Origin of the sequence: Haloarcula sp. CBA1127 (assembly GCF_001485575.1) — an archaeon.
Taxonomy (GTDB): domain Archaea; phylum Halobacteriota; class Halobacteria; order Halobacteriales; family Haloarculaceae; genus Haloarcula.
Genome location: NZ_BCNB01000006.1, coordinates 913,016 through 938,668, shown reverse-complemented (window position 1 = coordinate 938,668; position 25,653 = coordinate 913,016). Strand labels below are relative to the sequence as shown.

The window sequence follows — 25,653 nt, the reverse complement described above, 5'->3', positions numbered from 1 at the left end:
AAAGATGACAGACGCTATTTACAGTCCCGGGCCGGATCTTGACTGGTCCGAGTGGACCCCAATTTTTCCAACAGATGATTTGAAACAAATTCCAAAAGAAGCTGGAATCTACCGTGTGCTTCACCCAAAATCTGGTGCAATATATCTAATAGCCAGATCAAAGACAGATATTCGTAATAGAGTTCAAAAGTTAGGCCAAAGTATTCGACGAGAGGAGTGTCCTGGAAATGATCCTCATACGGCAGGTCCAACCCTTTGGGAAGTAAAACAAGATTTGGGTAAAGATTTTTTCGTATCTTGGTGCCCTATAGACAAAGTCGATGAAGTTGATGGAAAATGGACAGCATGTTTAGCTCGACACCATGCCTGCAATGGCATGTCTCCACTCGCGAACTTTGGGAGTTCAGTCAATATTCGTGGGAAAGACGTTCAACCGGCTGAAGGAACAGAGACATCTTCAGGAAAACGACTACTGTATAAACCGATCAAATACAAGATTGACTGGGAAAATTGGCAAAATGTATCCAGTGATGATTGGATGGGCTTAGAATGGTCAGACGAATTTTCGAAGGATTCACACATTGATCCATTTCCAAGAGATTCGGGAGTATTTAGAGCAAGAAAACAGGGCTCTAACCGATTAGCGTATATTGGTGCATCGACCGATATACACAACTCTATCTACAATTCTAACAAAGTTGAGCTCCCAGACGACGCTAATATATCATACTATCAATGCGATATTTATGGAACACCAAAAAAGAATGAATTACAGGCGATATTACTGGGAGCCCACTATATTGCCGAAAAATCTGCCCCGAAATCACGTATTGAGACTGCTTCTTCAATTAAAAAACAAGCAAAGGGAATTATCGATCGTGGAGAAGATAGTGATGTCGAATTTAAAGAAGAGCTTGATGATCACGAATCAATCTGTCTTGAAATAATAGCACTGGCGAATGATGGTGGTGGTCACCTATTTATAGGTGTGTCAGATTGTAGTGAGATCAAGGGGCTATCAGAAATAGATGACATAGAAGGAGATATCAAAAATTGGTGTCGAGATGATATAAATCCGTCAATAAATATTGATTCGTACAGGCCAAATATAGATGGAAAGGATATACTCTGGATTAAGATTCCACCCGCAAGAAATATGCTATATAATTTCAGAGGTCGATTCCAGCGAAGAAATGCAACTCACAAAGATGGATTCCAGTGGGCTGATTTTGAGAGGTTCCTAAAACAGAATCCTCACGTTCCACTGAGGATACTGCAGGAGTTGGAGTCAGATGTGGACTTAGGTCAATACAGCTCAAAGGATGCTGAATAAGTCGAATGTCCGCAACTCCAACCGAAATAGCATGCTCTGGCATTTGGTGTCGTTTTCAAGATCCAGCCATCGGTAACCTTCTGATATTAATAGCGGCGGTAATAGGTGTTTTCGGAAGTTATTGGATATATCATAAGAAATCGAAAGACAGAGAGGCTTCAATACGGTCTGCGCTAGCTGCCGAAATAAGCACAATAGATAAAATGGATAAATTGGCAGAGGCCTGGGTGGAAGACGGATATGATGGTCGAAATAAAAAAATACCAAAATCAGAAATCCCGCCACCAAGCCACCTCACAACAACAATATATAATCAGAATGCAAGCCAAATTGGCGAGTTAGATAGTAAGGAAGTCGAGAAGCTGGTCGAGTTTTATCGTGCTGTAGAGTATGCCAAGTCCTTGACTGCATATCTTCGTGAAGAAGGCGATGACGCGCCAGTAAACGCGCATGAAGCGCTGATTTCTTTATTTTTGAGGTATGGTGACGCCCGCAAAGATATTGTAGAAATGCTGAATGGCGAAAAGGACCCATCAGAAGTCGAGATCGATGACGCGACCCGAAAAATAGGAGGAGGTATTGAGCTTTCAGAAAGAGAGGGCTAAGAATGTGTAGCGAGGGAAAATAAGGAGATAAATTTAGATTTATAATCATGAAGTTCTTGACCTATGCCGCCATTGTTTTTATTCTAAAAGTCTATTATCTTACTATGTGACGGGCAGGCCAGTCGGCTACTGTTAAAAGGTGTGAATTCTGGAACATGGGGTTCGAATCCTCAGAGGGGAATCACTGCGGATACGGGAATCACACCTCCAGTACAGTTCGCCGAATACTCTCAACGATTCAAAATATAAGTATGGGAATCATCACTTCTGGCCTGGTTGCATCGCTCACAAAAGCAAGTGCCGTGTTGTCGCCCACGGTTGCGGTTGCGGTGGCGGCCATTGTATACATCGGGATCGGCCTGATGCGAGTTCCCCTCCTACCCCGATCCGCCATGGTTCTAGAGGAATCTGTATCCAGCTATCAGCGCCACAGCTGTTGAAGAAGTCTGTTTATGAGAGTGACTGATCAAACGGTCTTAGATATAGAGAAGAGCCCAAACATGCGCTCTAATTAATAACGAGAATTCACTGAGTTTTCTTAACCAGGGTCTCGTTAAACTCAGCACCATCTTTCCCATGGTGAACTCTCCGGTGACAGTTCGGACACAAGGCGATGACATTATCTGGATGGTCAGGGCCCCCATCACTCCGACGGTGAAGATGATGGACCTCTAGATACGGATTACCATCATTACTAATAAACGGAGCATCCTTGCCACATCCCTGACAGATCCCATCTGCAACACGCAGCGCGTACTTTTTTACAATCTCCGAGCGTGTATAACTCGTTTGTGATTTCGAAGAGGTGGATGCCGTCTCTCCAGACTCTTTTCCAGTTCCTGGGGAAGATTCAATTGCTTGCTCATAGAGACGATCGATATCTAAATCGTCGATATCGGATTCAGGGATTGTAACATTATTTTCGACGGGATCCAATTTAAAACGGATTCCCTGACGCATATTCCCCCTTTGATCGGGTAATGCTTCTTTGAACCAATCTACACATTCGTATTGGCCGAGATAGGTAACCTGCCAAGCTTCATTATTGCTCTCAAAGAGATGTAATTCTGTGTCCGTCGATTTATGATTTCGAATTGCCTTGTTGCCCATTGACCACTCCATGTCTCCCTCCTGCCCCTCGCCGGTATAAATGAACGTATCGCCTCTGAATTCATCCTTATAACCATGCTCTTCGCCTGCTTTTCCAGTGAAGATGAAAATGTAAGGGTGGTCTGCTGACGGAGCGATTCCCCGATACTTCGCACCACCGTGCGCCTGATGTAGGGCTTCCCGATTATAGCGGGCCCCCTCTCGAAGGTCACTAATATCAGGGAAATCTTTGTCCTTCTCCTCCTCAAGAGAATCATCCGAATCTGAACTGCCTGTACAAGTTGGCAGGTGATTGGGCAATCTTTTCACCTTCTTACCGCAAAGTGAGCATTCTATTTTTTCAGTTTGACCTCCGCCGCGGTCGGCATGATCAGGTTCGTCAAGAATCTCGAAGTCGTGTTTTTCGCGAAGATTCTGCCATGCCTCTTTAAATCGTGTTTTTGAGAGTACACGCGTAATATTCTCAGTCGTTAGTTCACGGCCAGCAAGTGTACCTTCGTTTGCGTCTAGCCAATTTTTGATAACATCAGCAGGAGCATGTTCATTATCTAAATAGTAAACCGCTTGTGTAGCCCCGAATGTGCTGCTTGTTCCTTTAGCGTGAGCCATAGGGTCAAACTTCGCAATCCCATGTTGCCGTCGAGACTCTGGATTGGCACCACTTCCGTTTTCGTCGATACTTTCTAAAATAGAGGGTCCATCACGTTGAAGTCGCAAAACTGATAGTGGTGCTGTTTTGTGATCTGAGTCGCGAGCACAGGAATCCCGTGTGTGTACCCACTCACTGCAAGTCTTGCAGAATACCGTGTTCCGACCATCATTTGGAGGCTCAGGAAACATTACTTCTTATTTGGATACCATTACCTCTTTAATCGGTTCATCTTATATCTGAGAAGACAGTACAAGGAACGTGAAAGGCGTCTTATCGGACTATTCTAATATATAATTAAGCTGTATTCTGGATTTCTGACCACAACACCAAATTACATCCGTATTAATTGAAATATTTGATTCGGAGTTCGTCAAGATAGCTGATAGCATTAAGATACGCTCCCTGGATCAATAACGTTGATCAATTATGGTACGAGTGAGATATCGATTCTAAGGAGATTTACGCATGATTGAAACAAGCCTCACCCCAAATAGAAAAGGATCAGTTGGAGAGGCGCTAATTTTCGGTGGTAGAAGAGTACCACGTCCCGTAAAAGAGGCTATTCAGTCGTATATAAAAAAGCAACACGACGTTGCAGAGGAGGTTCCAGTGAAGGTGTCTGCCCGTCGCGGTGCGTACTTCGAAATGATCACAGCCGAGGGGGAGACAATATCCTCAAGACCGGATGGAATCATGGAAGCAGAGTGGGTCCCTGCCCACAAATCAGATAAAATAGAGTATGACCACAGGGGCGAAGTTAGTGGCCGAACCCGCCGTGAGTTGCGAGATGAGAAGGATCGATTCCCGGTTGAGGTTAAGACAGGAGAGTACGCGGAGCTGGAACGAGATCAGAAAGAGGTTCTACAGGGAGTTGCCGAGGCTGACAATCGGGTGCATCCAATAGTCATTAACATCCGTATTGACGAGCTACCAGAGAGTTACGAGGTTGCAACGAGGTTCATTTGAATTTCGTAGTTGACCAAGAACTACGACACGAAACCTGTCATATCGGGCTATAGCTGACTTCTTCGACCCAAGCGGTGGTTTATGATGTCGGACTTGTCATTGAGAACTATCCATGCGAATCAAGCGTAACGAGAATCATCACTCGTATCGCTGCTGGCTTACCCCGGATGAGTACAAGCAACTTAAACAGACAGCTGGGAGCTATCGAGATTCGCTCATCGTTCAGCTCGGCGGTGAAGTCGGGCTCCGCTCCTTTGAGATCCCTCAGGTCTGTCCAAAGCATATCACACAAGTTGATGGGCATGCTCGGCTCCGCGTTCCCGAGGGAAAGGACACCGAAGGTAGCGGCGGGAAGCCCAGAGATGCATATCTCCCGGAGCAGGTTGAAAGCGAAGTCCTTCGCTATGCTAACGTCGAAGAGATTGATCGCGACGATCCGATCATTGATCTGACCGAGCGGTCTGTCCAGCGACGTGTGAAGGAAACAGCTGAACGCGTGGAGGAGGAGACAGGAAATACCGACTGGAAAAAAGTATCGAGTCATGATCTCCGGCGCTACTATGCTCAGACACTGCTCGTCAGAGAGCGGATGAATCCCCGTGTAGTGATGGAAGTCGGTGGCTGGTCGTCGTTCTCTGCCATCGAACCGTATCTGAATGCGCCGACCGCTGGCGTAGTCAACGAGGAGTTCGAGGGAACAACCCTCTCATGAGCTAAGATCAGGCCCGAGAGTCTCGCCATTTCTCCTTCGCACTGTGGGCTCCACCTTTGCTGGAATAGCCTGCTCGTTCAGCTAACTCACTGATCGAGATCTCGCCATTTGTCCGCTCCAAGAGCAGGAACGCCTTGGCCTGCTTCTCTGTGAGGTTTTGAACGTTCGAAAGGCCGTTCGATTCGTGACCTGATATCGCGCTATCCGCCGATAGAGAACTCTCTCTGTCGCCAGCCTGTGAGTCTGCTAGGTGCGAGGACGCTATCTCTAGATTTTCTGCTTTTCTCTCTGTCTCCCTATCACTGGAAGGAGAGGACTCTGTGACTGGGTTCGCCCGTTCGCTTGACTGGCCAGATTCTGCCACCTGAATCATGCCATCGGCGTACCAGACGCGAACCGATTGCGCCCCACTGAGCTGGGTCACAACTACCTCTCCGATCTGCCGCTTGAACGCATCAGATTCGTTCTCGTGCGGAGTCTGCTGAGTATTGGAATCCTTCGTCGAGGGGGATGTGTGGAACTGAACCATGTGTGTCCGTGATATGTGCCGGTTCGGTTGTAATCCACATGTTAGGAGGGGCGACCAATCGTCAAGAGCGGCAGTGTTCATCTCTTTCCGGTGGGTTATGGCGGAACGCATCGACGGAATGACTCGAAAACAGATATTTCAAACCGCAAGGGGCAGCGAATCACGTAGCTCAGAGCATTTAGTCATCCAAGAGCAGCCAAGTGATGACTGCGCCGTGCTGGTGGTGCGGGTGCTGGAGCCCATCGAAAGGCTCGATGGCCGTGGTCTCAATGTTGATGTCGTACCAGTACGAAACGTCACGTTGGAACTTCTCGGCTATCGCCTCCGCCCGGAGTTGCTCGTACTCCTCGTCGTTCTTCTCGTAGTAGAGCCCGAGCAGCCCGGTCGGTTGGTCGAAGCCGGACTCGACGAGCTTCTGAGCGTCGGTGAGCATCGACGACGAGCTGTGCTCGGGGAACGGGCTGAAGACGCTCTTGTACATATTGGGATCGATGTTCCCGTTATCCAGCCGGAACCGGAGCAGCTTGGCCTCAATCGGGAGACTGACGCCGTCAGCTTCGACCACTAGGTCACACCGTTGTCGGTTGCCCGGATACGGAACTTCGGTCTTGATTTCACCAGCGCGTTCCGCTGGCAGTTCGTCCAAGATCATCTCAATCTGGTTCTCCTCCTCGAAGGGTCCGATGCCAGCCTTCCACCGGCTGTGCTGTGCGTCTGCATCGGCCTGTGGAATCGTGTCAGCAAAATTGCGAGCGACTCGTTGGAGAACCGTTGTGGGATCTGACATACAGTCCGGTGGCCCCTGTTAGTAGGTAGGTCTTCTCCAAGCAGTCCGACAGCTAAAATCAATCACGGTCAGCAAACAGACTTCTTGCTTTGAACTGCTTTCTAATACCGAGATCGATCTTCTGATTCCGTTCTTTCCGGTTCAGCCCTTCGGCACAGGCAGCGGCCATATTACCGGCAGCTCGCCGATATAGCCTGAATATATTACTGTAGTCTCCCAGTGAGAGGGAATATGACGTTACCTTGTAATCCTTTAGAGAATCACTGACCTGTACACTTGCCTTATTCTTCGCTTGCTGGAAGCTGCGGGCCGCAGAGTCGAAAGACGAGTGCTCGAAATCATCGATACCGCTATTGATCGAAGAAATTACGCTCGGGAATCGTCCTTGCATATCGGCGTGTTTCTTATAGACGGCCCTCTGCTGATTCAGTTGCGAATTGACCCGACTCTGATCTGGTAAGAGCTGCTGGGTTGAGGTTGGTATATCGCTAAAAGTACGCGTATTTACCGTTTTACTGAATCTAGAAAGGGATGAATCAATATCGGGAAGGTGGGTCTCTTGGTTTGATTTACCATCGAAATATTCAGTGTACATACTGGCAATCTCACGGCTTTCGACTTTCTCACTCAGAGAACCAGCTTCAGCCAAGGTCTGCTGTAGCTCTTGATAGTACCGTAGAGCCTGTTTGATATTGTCAGCTCCAACGGAAGGTGTTGAGGATACAGTCTTTCCAGTGGGGTCTATCCCCTTATCAGTGAGTGAGGCGTTCACTGACTTTAGGGCCGTATCGATCGTCGAACGCAGCATAGAGTTGTTCAGGGGATTTCTAAGATCAGTTGAATTAATAATCCCGGCTATGTATTGTAGTTCAGACTTTTCACCCGAGAAATCGGGAGCTTCCTCATCATCCTTACTCACGACAGTGCCGAGGGCGACAGTCCCACCTAACAATAGTAGGACAGTGCGACGACTAAGAGGTGTTTCCTCAGTATCCTCATCACCAGACATTGTATTTATTTTCACCGACAAGAGTTAAATACATTCCCACTACCTAGCAGATGTGGTCGAATTGAATGCTGACCGTGTTAATTTAGCGGTAAGCCGTCTCGATGGCGGATTGTACCGGCATGCAAGAGTAGAGACGCGAAAACCAGCACTTGACTTGGCCGGTGTCCTGTCTGAGATACACGATAATAGCTTAGATTTCAACCTCGCAGAAGGAGATCGTATGTTGATCCAAGCAAAGCGAGAGATCGATACTACAACACTACGCCGACTCCGGAAGATCACTGAGGTACTCGAGGACCACCTCGGCATCTATCTAGGACATGGCAAGTTTGCTCGGATGGCGAGTACCGCAGCGACAGGTAGTTCAGTTGTAGCCGTGGCGATCGCAGGGTGGAATCTGGTAGAAACTGCAGATGCCCTGCAGGACGCCTCAAAAAAGGCAGAGTCACTACAAGCGGTGAAAGAGAAATGGTTCGATGCGTTCTACAAATCAATCGGTCTGTTTGTTGTAGAGTGCTTTTTGTTCACTACCCCGCTCAATTACAAGACTGCCTGGAAAAGTACACGATATCTCAACAATCACTATCTATATCGGTTGCGATCTACCTCAACGGTTCTATATCGGCTCACACTGAGTGAAGTGCATTATGCGATTCGAGGATTCACTAAAGAAGCACTCCGGAACGTAGACCAGTTGGCTTCATACCTCGCACAGATGACCGTCAAGAGTATAGAAATCCTGCAGGAACATTCTGATGACGGGGTAGACGATATGGTTGAAACTGTACAACGAGAGGTAGAAGAGTTCCACGCATTCGTCGAAAACACCTACCAGATTGTTGTACCAGAAATCGAACTGCAATCTGTCGTTCAAGAAGTGGTGAAAGAACTTTCCGGATTCATGGATGTTTCGTCGCTATCACCGGATCAGGTCACGAGCGGGATTGACATATAAAAAGCATCGCTAAAATAAGCGCTCTACAGTAGATACCCGAAACTGGAGTTTGAATATTAGCAAGTCAATTAAAGCGAAAATGAGCAGTAGAGCGGTGTAAGGCGGCACTCAATCAATGGTATAGGAGTGAGGATAGATCCCTTGTTTGCTGCTCGTTCGCCCTGTCTCAGCAAAAAGCAGAAACAGGGGAAAGAGCGACCTCAAGGTACGCTCAAGCAGCAAAACGACCAGAGGGGTGAGCACCCTCCCGAGCGGTGGTCGTTCCCGCTCAATTTGAAACGAAGGGCGAAGAGCAACCAGAAAGAGGTACTCAGGGAGGCATTTTCACCTCTTCAAGCGCGGTCTGAGCGGTCGGCATCAGACCGAAGCAAAAACAGAAAAAGAGCGACCTCAAGCAGCGCTTAAGCGACAGAACTACCAACGGCCAAAGCACCCCCTGAGCGGTGGTCGTTCCCGCTGGATCTGAAGCGGACAGGGAAGAGCAACCAGAAAGGGGTAATCAAGCGGTAGTTTCCCCCGCTAAAACGGTGGTCTCGGTGGTTGGCATCGGAGAGCAGCCAGAACACGGGAGAGAAGGGACTCAAGCAGCGCAAATCTCTGCTTGAGTGAGGGGCGAGAAGCGGCTGGTAGCAGTAACATTCCCTGCTTCCCAGTAGTTCCGGGATCGAAGAGCAGCAATATCAAGGGATAGAGGGCACTCAAGCAGCGCGAAGCAGGCGGTAATATCGTTGGTCGGAAGGGGTGCTTTAGCGGCGGTTCTCCGTGATCGGCCGTAGTCATCATTCGATTAGTCGCTCTTCCAACGCTGTGCCAATACCTGTAACCGTGACTGTTTACTTAGCCCTCCCTGTCCTCTGATTGGGGTGTTATCACCCCTGCTCGGAGACCTTCGTCTTCGTTGAAATTGGCGAATGACGCACCTCTATGTTGAGGAGAGGGTCGTGCTTCCGAAAAGTAAAGAATCGGAGGTTGTCTTGGTGGTGTACTGAGGATTTCAACAAAGCATCCGAACCGAAAGGACGCATTTCATATAACAAACACCAGTAAACTACTCGGATATAATCCAGACGAGAGAGTTCCCCACTTCACGACTCTCGATCTCTCCATTTTCATCAAGCGACTTGAGACGAGTGTACGCAGTCCGTCGAGTACAACCTACTTCGTCGGCGATCTCAGAAGTTCCAGCCATACCGTCAAGTCGGCGAATTGCATCGACGAAATCGGAGTCCGTGTAGCTGGTCGTGTACTTCCCAGACTCCTTGTCACGATCTTTCCCCGGCACTGTCCTCTCCTTCGACCACATCACGTATGTAAATAGTGAATACTTCTCCAAGATCATCACCATCTCCTCAGTGTGTGATGGGGAAGCTTTATCACCATTACACAGAATAGGAGATGGTAAGAGAAACCGGCCCCTCGGGGCACAATGTTTGAGAAGTGCCCGCCTGTTAGGCCAGGCGGGCCGGGTTCTCGGAGATCAAGAACCCATGTCAGCTGACGATACACATAGGAATGAAAGCATCGCCTCAACGAACGACCCAAGACGACGGCAGTTTCTCGGTGCTGCGGCCGCGGTCGCCGCGCTCTCGGTCGACCCACCAGCGGAGCCACAGTCCGCTATCCCGGACGATTTCGCCGCACACGTTGCCACCGAACACGTCCAACCCGCTCTCCGAGCGCTAACCCGGCCGGATTACGACCGCACAGAAGCTATCCCAAAGCTCGAAGACGCCCTTTCTCAACTCCGAGAGGAGACTGAGACACACCCCGGTAGGAGGCGTAACTAACCCATTCACTCATTCATTCAATCAATTATTCATTCATTGACATATACTAAGTAGAGCCAGTCACTATGGGATATACATGCAGCACAATACCAATCCGGGAACGGAGATGAATTGCTTAGTAATTAACTAACTAATTAACTTATTAACTAATCAACAGAAACTAAGTGAAATCACCGAATAAGGACTCAATACGCAGAATACAACCAACAAACAACTTACAGGATTCAGACAGATGACTCTCAAAAGTGGTAAAGTGCAAATGTATGGCCCTGACAAGCTCACCAGGCTTGGGCCATACGTTTTGAATCGATTGGACCGGGAAGATGTCTTCCCACTCTTAGTTACTAGAGCTAGATACTTAGCACTTGGGGACGACGCGCTCCCGGTCCGGTGTCGCCGGCCTAACCGGCCTTCATCGGACGATGGAATTCAGACACGATGAGCTAACGTCGACCCAGCGAAGTATCGCATGCCACCCGAACAGTCGCCAGTCTGGGGGTGAGCGGGATGATTGAGCGGTTCGGCCACGACAAGATTCGACTCGTCGAGTGTCCGGTCTGTGGCATCGACCTCCGGGACAAGCGAGTCTCCCACCACGTCGCATCGCACCGACCGAGTGAGTTCGGACTGTCGCCGCAGGGGGTGATTCAATGACGGCGAAGAGCGCAGCTGGGGACCAGTTCGTTCAAGAGAACAAGGACACGCTCGTCCGCATAATCAAGCACGGTGACGACGAGTTCGTCCGCGCGATGGCGCTACAGGCGCTGATCCGGTACGGGAACGAACCCACCCTTCACGACGTGCAAAGCGAGATAGAGCGCGCGAAGGAGGAGGTGTAGACGGTGTCCGTTTCAGCTCTCGGTGGCGTCAGCGAACGCCCGCGCCTCGCGGAGGATTTCGGGGTTCTCATCACCGAGCTCAATGAACCGCTCGACACGGTCGAGATTGTCGAGGAAGTCGGGATCGTCGTGAGCAATCTGCAACAGCTCCGATCGAATCTCCTTCTGCTCTCGTTCGATCTCCTCAACCGCGGCCGCGTCCATCGCCTGACTGCACCAGACGCAGGTGGGTTCGTCGCGGGGCGTCTCGTTCCGGCATCGCGGGCAAGTGACCGGCGCAATCGGATCAGACTCGTCTTCCTCCACGTCGACGCCGTGGGCCTGCGCGATAGCGCGGTCGTTGGCGTCACCGAAGACAGCGACGTACCGGGAAGCCACGTCCGAACCCCGGTCCCAGCCGTGGTGGTCTTCGAGGTGGGCCTGATTGACACCGTCCGAAGCCAGATACGACGCCGACGACTTCCGCATCTGCGTGAACGTTACCTCGGTGTGGTCGATTCCGGCCTTCCGAGCGTGCTTCTTGAGAATCTTCAACTTCATCTGGTAGCTGATATCCTCGGGTTTGCTCAGTTTCGACCAGAGGGGCGCGTCCGGCTGGTCCTTTCCCGGATGGACGTTCAGCCACTGCCGGAGATGGGGGACGGATGGGACGAGCGTAATCGACCGCTCGCCCTTCTTGCCGTCGACGGAGATACGCAGGCCGTATTTGTGGTCAGAAACGTCTCCGACGGTGAGGTTGCGGAGTTCCCCGCTCCGGGCCCCGGAGTCCCATGCGACGGCGATGAGCGCCTTGTCGCGGGCGTGGCGGCACTCGTCGAGCATGGGCAAGATGTGTTCCTCCCACCAGAGCATCTTCGCCGGGTTCGGCATCGGGTTGTAGTCCTTCGACGTAGTTGCCGAGACCCACGAGATGCTATCGGGAATCTCGTCGCCGTCGGTGACGTGCTTCCCGAACATCCGGAATGCGACGCGGTAGTCCCGGTTGGATTCCTCGTTGTCGTAGGTGTCGTGAATCCAGCGGACGATATCCTCGGCAGCTCGCTTGTCGTCAAGAGAGTCAGCCAGTCCACCGACTTCCTCGGCGATACGCACACAGTGCCTGAGGAGCTTTTCACGGCGCTCCTTGCCGTACTGACTCCCGAGCAGGGCGAGTCTGTTGTCGAAGGCCTGCAACACGTTCTGGTCGTCTCCACTCATCTCTTCGGCGCGCTCGATGCGCTCCTGCAGATTCTCGATTCGACGATCTGCGTTTCTCGTCATCTACATCGGGGGTTGTCATATAGGCATGTAAACCACCAGTTGAGGTCCGGGAGGCGGCATTTTCCTGCGAACCAGCGAGAGAGCGACGCGACCGAGTCGGTGAGCAGTGACATGCACCAGACCGTGATTTGAACCCTGGAAGTCGCAACCGCGAGCGAAGCGAGCGGTCCGTCTTCCTCTGGTTCACAATCCGGGAGGCGGCATCCTGATTTTGTATCTCCGGTTACTGTGACTCATGGCTGTGATCCTGAACGACTAACTGTTGTGTCGGTCCGTCCTAGTCACCGGAACAGGTACTTCCGTGGCGACGAGTAGCATGGATATGACAGAGGAGCCAGCACACGAGCAGATGGAGCGCCACGCGACCCTGACCGATGAACTCGCAGACCTCGATGCGGAGCGGGACGCCGTCGCGGCGTCAGTACAGGACCGGCTCGCGGACGCGGTTTCGGAGGCCATAGCAGAAGCGGGGACGAACGTCGGGAGTCTCGGCCAGTCCAAAGACGGCAAGCGGTTCCGGTTCGAGGCGCGGCTCGACCGGGCAGCGCTGGTAGCGGCGGTGACGGAAGCGCTGCCGGACGGATTCGTCGTCTCCCACGTCAACGAAGACGGGACCCTAAGCGTGGACTGGACCGGCGACAGCACCACGCCGTCGAAGCGGGAGCACGGGGCCATTCTGAAGGCGATCATCGCGGAGGAGACAGAGACGGACAGTGATGGCTTCATCGAGTCCGTACCCAGCCATGACCGCGTGCTGGCACGGGCGGTAGAACTGGGTATCGACGAGGGTGACGCGGCGGACCGTCTCAGTCGCCTGGCGACGCTGGACGTGGTTGATATCACTGACGAAGGGGTCTACCCCGACGAGAACTTCTCGCGGTACTAGCGAGCAAGAGCGGATGTTACTAGCAAGGGGAAAGGGCAAGCTGGCGGAGTGGCGTGACCGACGTTTATTACTGGGTCCGGCCAGTGGTGTCAGATGAAATGGCAGTGTTATCGACAGAAGACGAGGGAAAGTTTCTCATGGACGCACAGGGAGAACAGATCGGTATCGTGACCGAGGTCGACCCGGAAAGGCAGGTCGCGTACGTCGAGCCGGAGCCCGATCTCACCGAAGCCTGGGTGCAGGGACTCGGATTCGGTGATGCCGACGAGGACGATATCAAGGTCGCCGCCGACGCCGTCGGAACGATAACTGACAGCGAACTGCGTGTGACTGTCGACCTGTAGTCACGCGACAGACTCGGGACGCTCGCCCACCACGAGCGTCCACCACTTGACGAACTGCGTCCGTTCGTAGAGGTCGAGAAGCCGCGCCGATACGTCCGACTCGGAGATGCTCGCGAGCATCAGCGGTGATCCGAGCGTCTGTTTCTTTATGATCTTGAACGAGTCGGAGACGAGGTCGGTGACGGCGGTCTCCGAGAGGTGGCCGTAGATATCGGTGTCCTCCTCCAGAAGCCCCAGCCGGAACGCGGCACCCTTGGTGAGCTTGCGGTACAGCCCCGGCGTTCCTTCGAGCAGGGCGACGCGGCCGTCGGGGCGGAGAACGCGGGCGGCTTCGCGAATTATCTCCGGGCGGTCCGCGGGCGGGACGTGATGGAGGAACCGGCGGCCGATAACGGCGTCAAAGGAGTTGTCGTCGAACGGCAGCGCGCGGGCGTCGCCGGCTAGCGCCGGCTTGCGGACGGTTTCGGCGTTCGACGGCCAGCCTTCCAGCCCGATGTCGGCCCGGGGATGCATGTGCTGGCCGAACGCGAGTTCGAGCGTCCGACCGGCCGGGAGCTGTTCGGCTAGTAGCTCGTCGTGTCGCTCGTAGATTCGGTGTAACAGCGGGTGCTTCCGGACGTTCCGTGGCCGCTCGACGATTGCGCCGTCCTGAACGTCCCAGGTCGCTTCTGACATATTACGCCCTCACAGCACGCAATCGAGGGAGGTCACAGGAAACTATAGAGGCGATAAGAGAGCAGTAGCTGACTAATACTGGAATAGCAGGTCGCTAAGGGTGTGCACTGAGATAGTTGTGTAACATCGACGGACAACAGCCGAAAAGCGGGTCTACTCGATATCAATCCGGTTCGAGTCGTCGGCGTCGTCTGCGCGCGGCAGCGTTACTTCGAGGACCCCGTTGTGGTATGTGGCAGTGATGTCGTCGTCCACGACCGGCTGGGGAACGGCGACTCGCTCGGCGACCCGTCGGCTGTGTCGGCGAGCGCCGTCGCTGGTCTCCGTAGCGACCGTGGTCTCACCCTGAATGCTGAGGACGCCATCCTCGAAGCGAACGGAGAGGTCATCGCGCTCGAATCCCGGGAGGTCGACCATCACGACGTACCCGTCGTCGGTCTCGTCGACGTGGAGGTTCGTGTCGATGCCGTGCTGGCGGTGGTCGACCGAGCGCGTGCTAGCGGCTGGTCGGTCGGCGCGGTTTTCGGGAGCGTCGAACATTCGGCGTCCCGAATCGCTACCCGTCCGCCGGCCCAAACTGTCGCTCATCATTTCCTGTTGCGTCTGTGCGAAGAGTCGGAGCATCGTCTCGAAGGGGTCGTTGCTGGGTGTCATAATCACCTTATATAGGCTGTTGTAGATAGTAACAGTTGCGTAACACGTGCTATCATAGGGAGGCAGAAGCACCGTCCACAGCCTGCATTCGGCCGACTCGGAAGCGCGTGATGGGATACCGTAGCGGAACTGTTTTGACAGGCGTACAGCTAGAACAGCCACAGATAACCGCCGAGTACCCGGTCCGTCGGTGGCCGGGCGACTGGACACGACACACACCATGGCAACCGATTCCGGCAACCGGATAGACCCAGCAGCTGACGAGGTATCGAACTACGACTATCAGAACGACACCGTCGCTCGGTCGGGCCTCGTCGATGACCTACAGGCGCGCGTCGACGGCGAGGTCCGGTTCGACGAGTACTCGCGACAGTTGTACGCGACCGACGCCAGCCTCTACGAGGTGCTGCCCATCGGCGTCGTCTATCCACAGTCAACCGAGGACGTGGCCGCGGTCATGTCCTACTGCGCACAGCGAGAGATTCCGGTTCTGCCGCGGGGCGGCGGGACGAGCCTCGCCGGCCAGACCGTCAATGAGGCCGTCGTGCTGGATTTCTCGCGGTACATGAACGACCTCGTCGAAGCGCGGCCCGACGACCGGCGAGCGCGGGCCCAGCCGGGCATCAAGCTCGGCGACCTGAACGGGGAGCTGGCCGACCACGGGCTGAAGTTCGCGCCGGACCCAGCGTGGGGCGACAAGAGCGTCCTCGGCGGCGCTATCGGTAACAACTCCACCGGCGCACACTCCCTGCAGTACGGCAAGACCGACGCCTATATCGAAGAGTGCGAGGTCGTCCTCGCGGACGGCACCGTCACCACGTTCGGGGAGGTCACCCGCGAGGAACTACGCGACCGAGCAGACCCCAGCGGTGACCTCGAAGCGCAGATTTACGCCGAAATCGAGCGGATACTCACGGAGGAGGGCGAGGAGATTGAGAGCCACTACCCGGACCTGAAGCGCAACGTTTCAGGGTATAACCTCGACTGGGTGCTCGACGACGCACAGGACGGGACCATCAACGTCGCTTCGCTGCTGGCCGGCAGCGAGGGGACCCTCGCAATTGTCACCGAGGCCGAGGTGTCCCTGGAGCCGATTCCCGAGACCAAGTCGATGGGCCTGCTCGCCTACGAGGGACTCATCGAGGCCATGGAAGACGTTGCGGACATCCTCAAACACGACCCGGCGGCCGTCGAGGTGCTCGACGACGTGCTCATTGACCTGGCCCGGGACACCGCCGAGTTCGAGGACGTGGTCGGGATGTTGCCTGAGGGGACCCGAGCGGTCCTCATCGTGGAGTTCTACGCCGACGACGAGGAGAGCGGGCGACAGAAGGTCGCCGACCTGCTTGCGGACCGAACGAACGGCGTCGACCCCGTCGCCAACCCGACCGCGAACCGGACCGTCGTTGACACGCCGATACGGGCGTTCGACGCGATGGAAGCCCACGACGAGGCAAAACGCGAGAAGTTCTGGAAAATGCGCAAATCCGGCCTCCCGATACTGCTCTCGCGGACGACCGACGAAAAACACGGCTCGTTCATCGAGGACACCGCCATCCCGCCGGCGAACCTCCCGGAGTACGTCGCCGAATTTCAGGAAATACTGGAGGAACACGACACCTTCGCCTCCTTCTACGCCCACGCTGGCCCCGGCGTGCTCCACATCCGCCCACTCATCAACACAAAGTCGGTCGAGGGCGTCCAGACCATGGAGTCCATCACCGACGCAGTGACGGACCTCGTGGTGAAATACGGCGGGAGCGTCTCGGGCGAACACGGCGACGGGCGCGCCCGCACGCAGTGGAACAAGAAGCTCTACGGCGCAGACCTCTGGGAGACGTTCCAAGAACTCAAATCGACGTTCGACCCCGACTGGCTGCTCAACCCCGGGCAGGTCGTCGGTGTCGACGCAAGTGAGGTCGAGTCCGGCGCGATGCCCGAGCGGGCACGCACGGTCGACATGACCGAGAACCTCCGCTTTTCACCGGAGTACGAGTTCAACGCCGGCTTCGACCCCGCGTTGGAGTGGGACAACGACAACGGAATGCAGGGGATGGTCGAACTCTGCCACGGCTGTGGCGGCTGTCGCGGCCCCCAGGAGACGACCGGCGGCGTGATGTGTCCGACCTATCGCGCGTCCGAGGAGGAGATGACGACGACGCGGGGGCGGGCGAATATGCTCCGGCAAGCGATGAGCGGCGACCTGCCGGACGACCCTACGGACGAAGAGTTCATGCACGAGGTGCTCGACCTCTGTATCGGCTGTAAGGGGTGTGCGAAGGACTGCCCGAGCGAGGTCGACATGGCGAAGCTCAAAGCGGAGGTGACCCACGCCTACCATCAGGAACACGGCTCCAGTTTCCGGGACAAACTGTTCGCGAACGTCGACGCGCTTGCCGGACTCGGAAGCGCGTTCGCGCCGCTGTCGAACCTCGCGACGAAGGTCCCGGGCGCTCGCACCATTCTTCAAAAGGCGGTCGGTATCGCCCCGGACCGGACACTCCCGAGCTTCCAGCGGATGACGCTACAGGACTGGTTCGACGAACGCGGTCCGCAGGTCCCGGCCGACGAGGCCGAGCGACGGGCGCTGCTGTTCCCTGATACGTACACGAACTACAGCCATCCCGAGGTCGGGAAAGCCGCCGTCCGCGTGCTCGAAGCCGCGGGTGTCCACGTCCAGTTGGCTGACCGAACCGACAGCGGGCGGCCCGCTCACTCGAAGGGCTTTCTCGACCAGTCCCGAGCGACCGCGCGGGACAACGTAGACGCGCTCGCCCCCGCAGTCGAGGAGGGCTGGGACGTAGTGCTGGTCGAACCAAGCGACGCCGTGATGTTCCAGTCAGACTATCTGGACCTGCTGTCGGGCGAGGACGTTGAGACGCTCGCGGCCAATGCCTACGGGGTCTGTGAGTACCTCGATACTTTCCGGCTGGACGAGAGCGCCGACTGGGACGTGCCAGCCGAGACGCTGACTTACCACGGCCACTGTCACCAGAAGGCGACGAAGAAAGACCACCACGCCGTCGGCGTCCTCCGGCGGGCCGGCTACGACGTGGACCCGCTAGATTCGGGCTGTTGTGGCATGGCCGGCTCCTTCGGCTACGAGGCCGAGCACTTCTCGATGAGCAAGGCCATCGGCTCCATCCTGTTTGACCAGATCGGCGAGAGCCGCGGCGACACGGTGGTCGCGCCCGGCGCGTCCTGTCGCACGCAACTGGACGACTGGGACGAAAGCGACGGCGAGCCGCCGCATCCGGTGGAGAAGCTCGATGCGGCCCTAGCCTGACGGTTCGTCGGGCTGGCGAACCGCCTGAACGATGCCGACCGTCTGGCCGACCAGCGCAAGTCCGATGCCGGCGAGCAACGCGGTTTCCGCCGGCGGGAACAGCGCGCCGGCGTACACCGCCGCACCGAGAACGCTCAGCACTGCGCCAGCCGTGTACATCCGCTGGCCTGCCGGAACGTGCTTCCCAGTGTAGTAGAGGCCGACGCCCGGAACAGCCAGCCACCCCAGTATTGTCGTCGTCAGGAACGGAACCCGGAGCGGAGCGTAGAGGAAACCGACGATGCCGCCGACGGTGAGCAGGAGTCCAACGAGCAGAATATCGCGCCAGATCCGGAGGACGCCCGTCACCATCTCGTCCCACGAGAGGACGGCGAAAGCAGCGATGAGGACGGCGGCAACGATGTGGAATATCAACACGGTCCGGTCAGTGACCACATTGAGATGGGCCAGCCCCACGAGCAGCCACGCCAGCGGGATAAGTACGGTCGGACCCTGTGCACGCAAGCGAGGGAACATACGCCTCACTGTGCCCCCCACAATCAAGAAACGTCGGTCGTGCGGACAGGTGTCACGCTTGCGGGAGTTCGACGACGAAGTGTGCGCCATCAAGGTCGGTGTCGGGGAAGGTCGTGTCGGGTTTGCTGGCGGTGTCGGCAAGAGAGATATCGCCGCCGAAACCCGTAACGAGCGTCTCGACGAGATGGAGTCCGCCGCCGTGCGTGTCGCCCGCGGGTCGAAAACGCTGTCACGCCGGTCGTCGGGGATTCCCGGCCCGTCGCCGACGAGACGGTCCCGTGCGCCACGGTGCATAGTTACGATTGGGGGTTCCGGTGTCTGATTCCAGTCGGTTAGTGAGACGGTACGACCGAACGTGACACCGGAGCGTCCACAGCCAGCCGAGAGGGGCGGCGGCGTGTGTGGTATGCCAGTATTACACACCCCATAATCGCCAGACAGCGGCCGGATAGCTCTGTTTCCCACCAGAGCATCGTACCGACACTGTTATCCGTGGTGCTGGCATCTCTTTGGTTGCAATGGCGAAAGGAACGGTTGATTTCTTCAACGACACTGGCGGTTACGGTTTCATCGACACTGAGGACGCGGACGAGGACGTCTTCTTCCACATGGAAGACATCGGCGGCCCGGACCTCGAGGAAGGACAGGAGCTCGAATTTGACATCGAGCAGGCGGACAAGGGTCCGCGCGCCAACAACGTCACGAGGCTCTAACAATGGCGGAAGGCACTGTCGACTTCTTCAACGACACTGGTGGTTACGGCTTCATCGAAACCGACGATGCGGACGAAGACGTCTTCTTCCACATGGAAGACGTCGGCGGCCCTGACCTCGAAGAGGGGCAGGAAGTCGAGTTCGACATCGAGCAGGCGGACAAGGGTCCGCGTGCGACCAACCTCACGCGACTGTAAGACGGCATCTGTCTTCAGTCTAGCATTATAATCACTTGTCAGCGGTCGCGGTGTACCATAGCGTACACGGCAGTGTCGCTGGCACGTACATAACTCACGACGAGCAACAGCGCTCGCCGGCGCGTCACTACGTGATCAGTGGCGACGCTGTCCGATAGACGATTTCCATCGGCAGCCCCGTCGCATCTCGCGGCGGCTCGGGCGGGAGCGTGTACAGTTCTCCATCACCCGGCTGTGCTGTGTACGCGAGAGCGACGGCGTCCAGCACGTCGTCGACGGCCACCGCTGTGCCACCGGTCGCTTCGGCGGCTTTCTGGACTGTCGGGGCGGCGTCACGGTCGTAATGCGCGAGAATCCGCATCCGCTCAGCGTACCCTCCGGCAGTGTGCTTCGGGTGAGTGAGCGGCTCGCCGCCAAGTGCTCGGAAGCAGACTTCCGGATGAGACTCCCGAATGGCAGCGGCGGCCTCGGGCAGTTCCTGCAGGAGTTCGTCGACTCGGGCGAGGCTGTCGCTCCGTGCGAACGCCCGCTCGGAGAGTTCGTGTCCAGTCTTGCGCTTGTGGACGCGATTGGCCGTCGAGTAGCGCTGTTTCCGGGTCGCTTCTCGCACCGGCGGCGTGCGGACCGTCGTGCTTCGGTCGCCGAGGACTGACCGAGCGAGTTCATCACACCGGCGGTCCGGCTCGCCGGATTCGACAAGTCCAATCGGCACCCCGACCAGAATCCGGCGGGCGCGCTCCTCGTAAGCTGCCCAGCACGCGCCGATACTATCGAACACGGACGTGTGGTCGAAGCCGTCGCCGGTGAACGCCACAGCGACCCAGGACTCGTCGCTTCGATCGACGCCGACGTACAGCGGTTCCGCCATTACTGATACTCGTTCCGACGGGCGCAAAAGTGTATCCCGAGGTGTTTTTTGGCCAACCAGTCGGTCTTCGGGCTATCGGTCGAAGCGCTGACTGCCCCGACGAAAGGTCATGACCGACCGAATTTCGTGAGGTCCTTGAGCGGGACGAGCCGGTGTTCCATCGCCGGCTTGGTGTAGCCAGCCGACTCCTCGGAGACGCCGCTGGTGAACACCAGCATCTTCTGCTGGAGGACGTGCGGTATGCCGTCGTTGTCCCGGATGATGTCGACCGAGCGCCACGCTTCGTCTTCCATGTGTTAGAGTCACACGCCACTGCCACCTGTCTCTTTCCCCGTCAGGCGTCCGGCCTGACGAAGACAGTCCGGAGCCGCGCACCGCAATTCGGACAGCACAGCGTCTGCCAGCGGTTGGTGTCGAGGTCACCGAACGTCTCCCGGCGAATGGCTTCCTCGACAGTGACCGACCGGCCGCAGGTGTCACACTCCTCGACCATGCGTCGAGGTTGGCGGGCCACAGACAAAATCCGCTCGCCCACAGGCATTTAGCCGGCCCGAGCGTGGGGCCGGATATGGACGGCGTCGTACTCGCTGCCGGCGAAGGGACGCGGATGCGGCCGCTCACCGCGGACAGACCGAAGGGACTCGTCGAGGTGGACGGAAAGCCACTGCTGACACACTGCTTCGATACGCTGCGGTCACTCGGCGTCGACCGGTTGGTCGTCGTTATCGGCTACCGCGGTGACGACATCGTGTCCCACTACGGCGAGCAGTACCGAGACACACCGATAGCGTACGTCCGGCAGGACGAGCAGTTGGGGCTCGCCCACGCGCTCGAACAGGCCAGTTCCGCCGTCGACGGGACCTTTGTCATGCTGAACGGCGACAACGTCTGCCGGGCGAACCTTGGCGACGTGCTTGACCGACACCACGAGACCGACGCCAGCGCGACGCTACTCGTCGAGAGCGTGTCGCGGGCCGAGGCCAGAACGACCGGCGTCGTCACGACCAACGACGAGGGCGGGGTAACCGGCCTCGTCGAGAAGCCGTCGGACCCGCCGTCAACGCTGGTCACGCGGGGCTTTTTCATCTTCGAACCGGCCATCGGCCACGCCTGCGCGCTGACGCGCCCCTCCGAGCGCGGCGAGTACGAACTGCCCGACGCAATCGACCTGCTGTTGAGCGCCGGCCACCGGGTCGAGGCGGTCGAACTCGACGGGTGGTGTCACAACGTCAACGAACCGGGCGACATCGACGCCGTCGAGGGGCGACTGGACTGAGCGGCCGGTCAGAACAGCGCGAGCGACGGGAGATACAGGAGCATACAGACGACCGCGCTTCGGCGTCCGATGCCCCGCCGCCAGTACAGCAGTCCGAGGACGACGAGCGAGACGACCAGCATGTACGTCACGGACGCGGCGACGGCCGCCGGGTCAGCCAGCGTGACGTCTGCGACTAGTGCGCCGACGCCAAGTGAGAACACCGGGTCCGTGATATTGCTCCCGAGCAGCGACCCGACGGAGATACCTTCGCGGCCTTCGCGAGCGGCGATACCGGCGACGGCGATCTCCGGGGTCGTCGTTCCCAGGCCAGCCAGGACCCCGACGAGGTACTCGGGGATGCCCGCGACCGTCGCGATGGCGACGCCATTGGTCACCAGCAGGTGGCCGCCGACGATCACGAGAACGATCCCGACGGCGATCTGGGGTAGCGCCCGCGCCGGCGGTTCCTCGTCCTCGATGACCTCCTCGGTGATTTCCTCGCCGCCCTCGGTGGAGTAGAGGTCGTGGATGAACATGAGGTAGGCGAGCATCATCAACAGCCCTTCCAAGCGGGTGATGCCGTCCTCCAGCGTGAGGATCATGATAATCATGGCGAGCACCATCGCGCCGCCGTATATCAGGACGTTCCGTCGCTCCGCAGCGATAGGCGAGATGAGCGCCACGAGGCCGATAGCCAGCGTGATCTGTGCCGTCTCGGAGCCGACGATATTCCCGACAAGCAGGTCGCCGGCCCCATAGGTCGCGGCGTACACCGAGGTGGTCATCTCCGGGATCGACGTGCCGACCGAAATAACGGTGACACCCACGAAGAACGTAGAGACCCCGTAATAGAGGGCAAGCTCGGCCGCCGACCGCACCGTCCTGTCGGCGCCAACGAGGAGAAGCGCCAGACCGGCAAAAAGGCCAGCAGCGTTAACAACCACCATGTGTCCCGAACGAGAGGCGCATGGCTCAAAAGCGTTGACCGCCACGGACAGCGACCAGCGGCGGTCGTGCAGCCGTGAGCGACGACCGAACAGCGAAGGTCGTAGAGCCACATGAGATTGTATGACACAGCACAGGGGCGTCCGGCTGGGAGTCGTCTGCGTCGTCGCGCTCCTGGCCGGGTGCGGAGCGCTGTTCGGCGGCGGGCCGTCACCTGCAGAATCCGCGGTGACACCCGCACCCGTTCCGACTGACAGAGCCGCGGAGACGACGGCCGTACCGGATGCCGACCAAGAGTACTGGGGCAACGTCTCCGTCGACGCCAACAGGTCGGCGGTGACACAGCCGCGGGTCCTCGAACTACGACCGAACTGCGAGCGGCCACCGGGACTCGTTGTCCACATTCAGGTGCTGGCGCTGCAGAACAACGACCCGGCGACGAACGAGGGCATCAACACCACCTGGCAGTTCGCGTCCCCGTCGAACCGGGACCTGACAGGACCGTACGCGAACTTCGTCCGGACAATCCAGAGCGGATTCGAACCGCTCCTGAACGCGACGGGCGTGCGGTACGGGCCGCTCGACCGCGATGGCAACACCGCGTCACAGCCGGTGACGGTCGTCAACGGGACCGGAGCGACGACGAGCTACCGGTGGACGGTCGAAAAGCAGACCGAAGCGCCCTACGAGGGCTGCTGGATGACAGCCGGCGTCGCGCCGGCCTAACCTTCCATCCCGCTGAAGGAGAGGCCGCCCTCGATGTAGCGCTGGGCGAACAGGTACGCCAGCATGATCGGCGAGGCGAAGGTGAGCGCGAACGCGGAGAAGCGCGCCCACGGGATGGAGTACTCGTCGACCATCGCGTACAGGCCGACCGGCAGCGTGTAGTTCTCCGTCCCCAGCAGCGTCTGGGCGACGACGAACTCCGTCCAGCCGGTGAGGAAGACGAAGATGAACACCGTCGCCAGCCCGGCGGTCGACATCGGAATGATGACCTCGGTGACGACCCGCCACGGCGGCGCACCGTCGACAACGGCGGCCTCCTCGTAGGAGACCGGAATGCCGTCCATGTAGGTCTTCAGTAGCCACGTATTGAACGGCACGGCGGTCGCTGCGTAGTACACTGCAAGCGCCAGCTTGCTGTCGTTAATGCCGAACTGGACGTACAGCGCGTACATCCCGATGAGCAGGGCGACGCCGAGGCCGCCGCCGACCTGTGTCATCAGGACGTAGAGGAACAGAACCTTTCGGCGGAAGAGGAACTCCCGGCGCGAGAGGGCATACGCTGCCGGAATGATGAGCGACATCGCGATCAGCACGGTCGGAATCGCCACCATGAGGCTGTTCCAGAGGAAGTGCTTGAAATCCGACGGACGGTCGACGCCGTAGTCGGAGGCGTCCAGAATTTCGATCCCCGGCGTCTGGAACACAAAGGCGAGGTCGGTGAACGGGATGGCGGCGGAGATCGAGTACGACGGCACGATGAGGTCACCGATCACCCAGATGAACGGTTTGACCGTCGGATTGGATGGCAGCAGTGAGAAGCTCTCTGAGGTGTACAGCGAGCTTCCGGAGCCGGAGAGAGCCGCCATCAGAATCCAGTAGATCGGGAAGAGCAGTGCCAGTACGACCAGTGTCGCGCCAATCGTCGAGAGGATGACTTTCAGAACCTCCGACGCGGGTAGCTCGCCGCGACGGACCGCCTGCACAGTGTAGGACCACTTTCGAACGGTTCGGGCGGGCATCGTTGCGAACGTCTTGATGTCATCGCTGAGCTTCCGGGCGATTGCACCGAGCAACATCAGTCGTTCACCCCGTCGGCGAGTTTCCCTTTCTTGACGTTGAGCCACATGAACGCGCCGATGAACACGAGCGCGATGATGCTGATGGCCGCACCACGACCGTACTGCTGGAACGACAGCGCCTCACGGTAGCCGTAGACGACGATGAGTTCGTTCGCCCGCGCCGGGCCGCCCTGGTTGAACACGAACGGAATGAGGAACTGCTGGAACGACGCCGCAGATGTCAGAATCGATGCGAACAGCACAGGCCGCTTGATCGACGGCAGGGTGATGTGGGCAAAGCGTGCGAGAAAGCCCGCGCCGTCGACGACGGCCGCCTCGTGGAGTTCTTCGGGCACGTCTTGGAGCGCGCTGACGGTGATGATGACCATGAACGGGTACGCCAGCCACGCCTCCGTGACGTTGTACGCGACGAAGGCAGTCCAGCGGCCCGAGAGCCACGCGACCGAACTCGCCCCGAACGCGGTCAGTAGCTGGTTCATCAGCCCGAACTCGGCGGAACTGAAGATGCCGCGCCACACGGTGATAGTGAAAATCGGCGGCAGCCCCATCGGGAAGATGATGAGCGAGCGCAGGACACGCTTGCCGCGGACGAGTTCGCTGGTCACGATGAGCGCGATAGCCAGGCTTGCCCCGATTTTGAGCGTGACGCTCGTGGCGACAAACAGCCAGGTGACGCCAAAGGAGTTCCAGAACTGGCCATCAGTCAGCACGTCGGCGTAGTTCTCTAGCCCGACGAACAGCGCGTCGCCGAACGTGAGCACGGCGATGACGCCCTCACCGGCGAACAGATTGGCCGGCTCGGCGTTGGTAAAGGAGATACCTAGCAAGTAGAGGACCGGGAACAGCATGAACGCCGAGAAGACGAACAGCCCCGGGAGCACTAGCAGTAACGACGCGTCGTCCCGCGTCAGAAACGGGACCGACTCGATGCGGTCCGCCGCTCGTGAAACCGTACTCATGGG

General features: G+C 57.2%; 31 protein-coding genes. 16 read left to right on the top strand and 15 right to left on the bottom strand.

The window, feature by feature from the left end:
- Nucleotides 1–4: 4 nt before the first annotated feature.
- The gene (locus AV059_RS21600) at nucleotides 5–1,333 is read left to right on the top strand and encodes a helix-turn-helix domain-containing protein (protein WP_079990750.1); all 1,329 of its coding nucleotides are present in this window, start codon (nucleotides 5–7) and stop codon (nucleotides 1,331–1,333) included.
- A gap of 5 nt (nucleotides 1,334–1,338) precedes the next feature.
- Nucleotides 1,339–1,938 carry a hypothetical protein gene (locus AV059_RS09310; RefSeq protein ID WP_154021024.1) on the top strand — a complete coding sequence of 200 codons (600 nt, stop codon included), beginning with the start codon at nucleotides 1,339–1,341 and terminating at the stop codon, nucleotides 1,936–1,938.
- A gap of 525 nt (nucleotides 1,939–2,463) precedes the next feature.
- Here the strand turns inward: AV059_RS09310 and AV059_RS21595 are convergent.
- Entirely contained in the window at nucleotides 2,464–3,657 is a 1,194-nt protein-coding gene (locus tag AV059_RS21595) for an HNH endonuclease signature motif containing protein (protein ID WP_079990749.1), read from the bottom strand.
- Nucleotides 3,658–4,165: 508 nt separating this feature from the next.
- Here AV059_RS21595 and AV059_RS09300 point away from each other — a divergent pair.
- Both AV059_RS09300 and AV059_RS09295 read left to right on the top strand, forming a co-directional pair.
- Nucleotides 4,166–4,666, top strand: a complete 501-nt coding sequence (locus tag AV059_RS09300) for a hypothetical protein (RefSeq protein WP_154021023.1) — start codon at nucleotides 4,166–4,168, stop codon at nucleotides 4,664–4,666.
- Nucleotides 4,667–4,778: 112 nt separating this feature from the next.
- The gene (locus tag AV059_RS09295) at nucleotides 4,779–5,378 is read left to right on the top strand and encodes a site-specific integrase (RefSeq protein ID WP_058994152.1); all 600 of its coding nucleotides are present in this window, start codon (nucleotides 4,779–4,781) and stop codon (nucleotides 5,376–5,378) included.
- Between the two features lie 7 nt (nucleotides 5,379–5,385).
- On the opposite strand, the gene AV059_RS09290 is transcribed toward AV059_RS09295, so the two are convergent.
- The 3 genes from AV059_RS09290 to AV059_RS09280 all read right to left on the bottom strand — a co-directional run bounded on the left by AV059_RS09290 (nucleotide 5,386) and on the right by AV059_RS09280 (nucleotide 7,703).
- The gene (locus tag AV059_RS09290) at nucleotides 5,386–5,907 is read right to left on the bottom strand and encodes a hypothetical protein (protein ID WP_058994150.1); all 522 of its coding nucleotides are present in this window, start codon (nucleotides 5,905–5,907) and stop codon (nucleotides 5,386–5,388) included.
- A 178-nt stretch (nucleotides 5,908–6,085) separates the two neighbouring features.
- Nucleotides 6,086–6,694, bottom strand: a complete 609-nt coding sequence (locus AV059_RS09285) for a hypothetical protein (protein ID WP_058994148.1) — start codon at nucleotides 6,692–6,694, stop codon at nucleotides 6,086–6,088.
- Nucleotides 6,695–6,752: 58 nt separating this feature from the next.
- Complete coding sequence (locus AV059_RS09280; protein ID WP_058994147.1) at nucleotides 6,753–7,703, bottom strand: hypothetical protein; 951 nt, start codon at nucleotides 7,701–7,703, stop codon at nucleotides 6,753–6,755.
- A 52-nt stretch (nucleotides 7,704–7,755) separates the two neighbouring features.
- On the opposite strand from AV059_RS09280, the gene AV059_RS09275 reads away from it, so the two are divergent.
- Nucleotides 7,756–8,658 (top strand): hypothetical protein, encoded by a 903-nt coding sequence (locus tag AV059_RS09275; protein WP_228841774.1) that lies wholly within the window; start codon nucleotides 7,756–7,758, stop codon nucleotides 8,656–8,658.
- 1,048 nt (nucleotides 8,659–9,706) lie between these two features.
- Here AV059_RS09275 and AV059_RS09270 read toward each other — a convergent pair.
- Nucleotides 9,707–9,997: an HTH domain-containing protein gene (locus AV059_RS09270; RefSeq protein WP_228841773.1), complete on the bottom strand. Its 291-nt coding sequence runs from the start codon at nucleotides 9,995–9,997 to the stop codon at nucleotides 9,707–9,709.
- Nucleotides 9,998–10,145: 148 nt separating this feature from the next.
- Here AV059_RS09270 and AV059_RS09265 point away from each other — a divergent pair, with 148 nt between their 5' ends.
- From AV059_RS09265 to AV059_RS09260, 3 genes are all read left to right on the top strand, one after another.
- Nucleotides 10,146–10,445 carry a hypothetical protein gene (locus tag AV059_RS09265; protein WP_058994144.1) on the top strand — a complete coding sequence of 100 codons (300 nt, stop codon included), beginning with the start codon at nucleotides 10,146–10,148 and terminating at the stop codon, nucleotides 10,443–10,445.
- 507 nt (nucleotides 10,446–10,952) lie between these two features.
- The gene (locus tag AV059_RS22055) at nucleotides 10,953–11,099 is read left to right on the top strand and encodes a hypothetical protein (protein ID WP_154021022.1); all 147 of its coding nucleotides are present in this window, start codon (nucleotides 10,953–10,955) and stop codon (nucleotides 11,097–11,099) included.
- Nucleotides 11,096–11,284, top strand: coding sequence for a hypothetical protein (locus AV059_RS09260; protein WP_058994143.1), 189 nt, complete (start codon nucleotides 11,096–11,098; stop codon nucleotides 11,282–11,284). Before AV059_RS22055 ends, AV059_RS09260 begins: the two co-directional genes overlap by 4 nt.
- Before the next feature lie 12 nt (nucleotides 11,285–11,296).
- On the opposite strand, the gene AV059_RS09255 is transcribed toward AV059_RS09260, so the two are convergent.
- Nucleotides 11,297–12,544, bottom strand: a complete 1,248-nt coding sequence (locus AV059_RS09255) for a site-specific integrase (RefSeq protein WP_058994141.1) — start codon at nucleotides 12,542–12,544, stop codon at nucleotides 11,297–11,299.
- A gap of 316 nt (nucleotides 12,545–12,860) precedes the next feature.
- Here AV059_RS09255 and AV059_RS09250 point away from each other — a divergent pair, with 316 nt between their 5' ends.
- Nucleotides 12,861–13,430, top strand: coding sequence for a hypothetical protein (locus tag AV059_RS09250; RefSeq protein WP_079990748.1), 570 nt, complete (start codon nucleotides 12,861–12,863; stop codon nucleotides 13,428–13,430).
- A 98-nt stretch (nucleotides 13,431–13,528) separates the two neighbouring features.
- Entirely contained in the window at nucleotides 13,529–13,774 is a 246-nt protein-coding gene (locus tag AV059_RS09245) for a hypothetical protein (protein WP_058994137.1), read from the top strand.
- Here AV059_RS09245 and AV059_RS09240 read toward each other — a convergent pair whose 3' ends face one another.
- Nucleotides 13,775–14,449: a class I SAM-dependent methyltransferase gene (locus tag AV059_RS09240; protein WP_058994135.1), complete on the bottom strand. Its 675-nt coding sequence runs from the start codon at nucleotides 14,447–14,449 to the stop codon at nucleotides 13,775–13,777.
- Nucleotides 14,450–14,602: 153 nt separating this feature from the next.
- Nucleotides 14,603–15,103, bottom strand: a complete 501-nt coding sequence (locus AV059_RS09235) for an Hsp20/alpha crystallin family protein (protein WP_058994133.1) — start codon at nucleotides 15,101–15,103, stop codon at nucleotides 14,603–14,605.
- A gap of 220 nt (nucleotides 15,104–15,323) precedes the next feature.
- Here AV059_RS09235 and AV059_RS09230 point away from each other — a divergent pair, with 220 nt between their 5' ends.
- A complete protein-coding gene (locus AV059_RS09230) occupies nucleotides 15,324–18,389 on the top strand; it encodes an FAD-binding and (Fe-S)-binding domain-containing protein (RefSeq protein WP_058997529.1) in 3,066 nt (1,021 codons plus the stop codon).
- On the opposite strand, the gene AV059_RS09225 is transcribed toward AV059_RS09230, so the two are convergent.
- A complete protein-coding gene (locus AV059_RS09225) occupies nucleotides 18,381–18,905 on the bottom strand; it encodes a hypothetical protein (RefSeq protein ID WP_058994130.1) in 525 nt (174 codons plus the stop codon). The two genes, AV059_RS09230 and AV059_RS09225, sit on opposite strands and share 9 nt — an antisense overlap.
- Nucleotides 18,906–18,954: 49 nt before the next feature.
- On the opposite strand from AV059_RS09225, the gene AV059_RS22380 reads away from it, so the two are divergent.
- From AV059_RS22380 to AV059_RS09210, 3 genes are all read left to right on the top strand, one after another.
- Nucleotides 18,955–19,227 (top strand): hypothetical protein, encoded by a 273-nt coding sequence (locus tag AV059_RS22380; RefSeq protein WP_195156646.1) that lies wholly within the window; start codon nucleotides 18,955–18,957, stop codon nucleotides 19,225–19,227.
- A gap of 196 nt (nucleotides 19,228–19,423) precedes the next feature.
- Nucleotides 19,424–19,618, top strand: a complete 195-nt coding sequence (locus tag AV059_RS09215) for a cold-shock protein (protein WP_004515390.1) — start codon at nucleotides 19,424–19,426, stop codon at nucleotides 19,616–19,618.
- A gap of 2 nt (nucleotides 19,619–19,620) precedes the next feature.
- Nucleotides 19,621–19,815 (top strand): cold-shock protein, encoded by a 195-nt coding sequence (locus tag AV059_RS09210; RefSeq protein WP_004515391.1) that lies wholly within the window; start codon nucleotides 19,621–19,623, stop codon nucleotides 19,813–19,815.
- A gap of 127 nt (nucleotides 19,816–19,942) precedes the next feature.
- Here AV059_RS09210 and AV059_RS09205 read toward each other — a convergent pair whose 3' ends face one another.
- From AV059_RS09205 to AV059_RS22375, 3 genes are all read right to left on the bottom strand, one after another.
- A complete protein-coding gene (locus AV059_RS09205; RefSeq protein ID WP_058994127.1) occupies nucleotides 19,943–20,683 on the bottom strand; it encodes a DUF429 domain-containing protein in 741 nt (246 codons plus the stop codon).
- A gap of 107 nt (nucleotides 20,684–20,790) precedes the next feature.
- Nucleotides 20,791–20,976: a hypothetical protein gene (locus tag AV059_RS09200; protein WP_004959004.1), complete on the bottom strand. Its 186-nt coding sequence runs from the start codon at nucleotides 20,974–20,976 to the stop codon at nucleotides 20,791–20,793.
- Nucleotides 20,977–21,017: 41 nt separating this feature from the next.
- The gene (locus AV059_RS22375) at nucleotides 21,018–21,176 is read right to left on the bottom strand and encodes a hypothetical protein (RefSeq protein WP_195156645.1); all 159 of its coding nucleotides are present in this window, start codon (nucleotides 21,174–21,176) and stop codon (nucleotides 21,018–21,020) included.
- A 75-nt stretch (nucleotides 21,177–21,251) separates the two neighbouring features.
- Between AV059_RS22375 and AV059_RS09195 the strand changes: the two genes are divergently transcribed.
- Nucleotides 21,252–21,959 carry a nucleotidyltransferase family protein gene (locus AV059_RS09195; protein ID WP_058994125.1) on the top strand — a complete coding sequence of 236 codons (708 nt, stop codon included), beginning with the start codon at nucleotides 21,252–21,254 and terminating at the stop codon, nucleotides 21,957–21,959.
- An 8-nt stretch (nucleotides 21,960–21,967) separates the two neighbouring features.
- Here AV059_RS09195 and AV059_RS09190 read toward each other — a convergent pair whose 3' ends face one another.
- The gene (locus AV059_RS09190) at nucleotides 21,968–22,888 is read right to left on the bottom strand and encodes a sodium:calcium antiporter (RefSeq protein WP_058994123.1); all 921 of its coding nucleotides are present in this window, start codon (nucleotides 22,886–22,888) and stop codon (nucleotides 21,968–21,970) included.
- A 121-nt stretch (nucleotides 22,889–23,009) separates the two neighbouring features.
- On the opposite strand from AV059_RS09190, the gene AV059_RS09185 reads away from it, so the two are divergent.
- Entirely contained in the window at nucleotides 23,010–23,612 is a 603-nt protein-coding gene (locus AV059_RS09185) for a DUF4864 domain-containing protein (protein WP_058994120.1), read from the top strand.
- On the opposite strand, the gene AV059_RS09180 is transcribed toward AV059_RS09185, so the two are convergent.
- Both AV059_RS09180 and AV059_RS09175 read right to left on the bottom strand, forming a co-directional pair.
- A complete protein-coding gene (locus AV059_RS09180; protein ID WP_058994118.1) occupies nucleotides 23,609–24,688 on the bottom strand; it encodes a sugar ABC transporter permease in 1,080 nt (359 codons plus the stop codon). The genes AV059_RS09185 and AV059_RS09180 overlap by 4 nt on opposite strands.
- Entirely contained in the window at nucleotides 24,688–25,650 is a 963-nt protein-coding gene (locus AV059_RS09175; RefSeq protein WP_058994116.1) for a carbohydrate ABC transporter permease, read from the bottom strand. Before AV059_RS09175 ends, AV059_RS09180 begins: the two co-directional genes overlap by 1 nt.
- Nucleotides 25,651–25,653 lie beyond the last annotated feature (3 nt).

Bases quoted from the DNA above. Each gene is read 5' to 3' on its own strand.
- AV059_RS09300 (WP_154021023.1), top strand. From the start codon at position 4,166: ATGATTGAAACAAGCCTCACCCCAAATAGAAAAGGATCAGTTGGAGAG.
- AV059_RS09295 (WP_058994152.1), top strand. From the start codon at position 4,779: ATGCGAATCAAGCGTAACGAGAATCATCACTCGTATCGCTGCTGGCTT.
- AV059_RS09210 (WP_004515391.1), top strand. From the start codon at position 19,621: ATGGCGGAAGGCACTGTCGACTTCTTCAACGACACTGGTGGTTACGGC.
- AV059_RS09205 (WP_058994127.1), bottom strand. From the start codon at position 20,683: ATGGCGGAACCGCTGTACGTCGGCGTCGATCGAAGCGACGAGTCCTGG.
- AV059_RS09185 (WP_058994120.1), top strand. From the start codon at position 23,010: ATGACACAGCACAGGGGCGTCCGGCTGGGAGTCGTCTGCGTCGTCGCG.
- AV059_RS09280 (WP_058994147.1), bottom strand. From the start codon at position 7,703: ATGTCTGGTGATGAGGATACTGAGGAAACACCTCTTAGTCGTCGCACT.
- AV059_RS09225 (WP_058994130.1), bottom strand. From the start codon at position 18,905: ATGTTCCCTCGCTTGCGTGCACAGGGTCCGACCGTACTTATCCCGCTG.
- AV059_RS09255 (WP_058994141.1), bottom strand. From the start codon at position 12,544: ATGACGAGAAACGCAGATCGTCGAATCGAGAATCTGCAGGAGCGCATC.
- AV059_RS09215 (WP_004515390.1), top strand. From the start codon at position 19,424: ATGGCGAAAGGAACGGTTGATTTCTTCAACGACACTGGCGGTTACGGT.
- AV059_RS21600 (WP_079990750.1), top strand. From the start codon at position 5: ATGACAGACGCTATTTACAGTCCCGGGCCGGATCTTGACTGGTCCGAG.
- AV059_RS09200 (WP_004959004.1), bottom strand. From the start codon at position 20,976: ATGGAAGACGAAGCGTGGCGCTCGGTCGACATCATCCGGGACAACGAC.
- AV059_RS21595 (WP_079990749.1), bottom strand. From the start codon at position 3,657: ATGGCTCACGCTAAAGGAACAAGCAGCACATTCGGGGCTACACAAGCG.
- AV059_RS09245 (WP_058994137.1), top strand. From the start codon at position 13,529: ATGGCAGTGTTATCGACAGAAGACGAGGGAAAGTTTCTCATGGACGCA.
- AV059_RS09265 (WP_058994144.1), top strand. From the start codon at position 10,146: ATGTCAGCTGACGATACACATAGGAATGAAAGCATCGCCTCAACGAAC.
- AV059_RS09290 (WP_058994150.1), bottom strand. From the start codon at position 5,907: ATGGTTCAGTTCCACACATCCCCCTCGACGAAGGATTCCAATACTCAG.
- AV059_RS09285 (WP_058994148.1), bottom strand. From the start codon at position 6,694: ATGTCAGATCCCACAACGGTTCTCCAACGAGTCGCTCGCAATTTTGCT.
- AV059_RS09180 (WP_058994118.1), bottom strand. From the start codon at position 24,688: ATGTTGCTCGGTGCAATCGCCCGGAAGCTCAGCGATGACATCAAGACG.
- AV059_RS09250 (WP_079990748.1), top strand. From the start codon at position 12,861: ATGGATATGACAGAGGAGCCAGCACACGAGCAGATGGAGCGCCACGCG.
- AV059_RS09240 (WP_058994135.1), bottom strand. From the start codon at position 14,449: ATGTCAGAAGCGACCTGGGACGTTCAGGACGGCGCAATCGTCGAGCGG.
- AV059_RS09270 (WP_228841773.1), bottom strand. From the start codon at position 9,997: ATGATCTTGGAGAAGTATTCACTATTTACATACGTGATGTGGTCGAAG.
- AV059_RS09260 (WP_058994143.1), top strand. From the start codon at position 11,096: ATGACGGCGAAGAGCGCAGCTGGGGACCAGTTCGTTCAAGAGAACAAG.
- AV059_RS22375 (WP_195156645.1), bottom strand. From the start codon at position 21,176: ATGGTCGAGGAGTGTGACACCTGCGGCCGGTCGGTCACTGTCGAGGAA.
- AV059_RS09310 (WP_154021024.1), top strand. From the start codon at position 1,339: ATGTCCGCAACTCCAACCGAAATAGCATGCTCTGGCATTTGGTGTCGT.
- AV059_RS22055 (WP_154021022.1), top strand. From the start codon at position 10,953: ATGATTGAGCGGTTCGGCCACGACAAGATTCGACTCGTCGAGTGTCCG.
- AV059_RS09175 (WP_058994116.1), bottom strand. From the start codon at position 25,650: ATGAGTACGGTTTCACGAGCGGCGGACCGCATCGAGTCGGTCCCGTTT.
- AV059_RS09235 (WP_058994133.1), bottom strand. From the start codon at position 15,103: ATGACACCCAGCAACGACCCCTTCGAGACGATGCTCCGACTCTTCGCA.
- AV059_RS09230 (WP_058997529.1), top strand. From the start codon at position 15,324: ATGGCAACCGATTCCGGCAACCGGATAGACCCAGCAGCTGACGAGGTA.
- AV059_RS09190 (WP_058994123.1), bottom strand. From the start codon at position 22,888: ATGGTGGTTGTTAACGCTGCTGGCCTTTTTGCCGGTCTGGCGCTTCTC.
- AV059_RS09195 (WP_058994125.1), top strand. From the start codon at position 21,252: ATGGACGGCGTCGTACTCGCTGCCGGCGAAGGGACGCGGATGCGGCCG.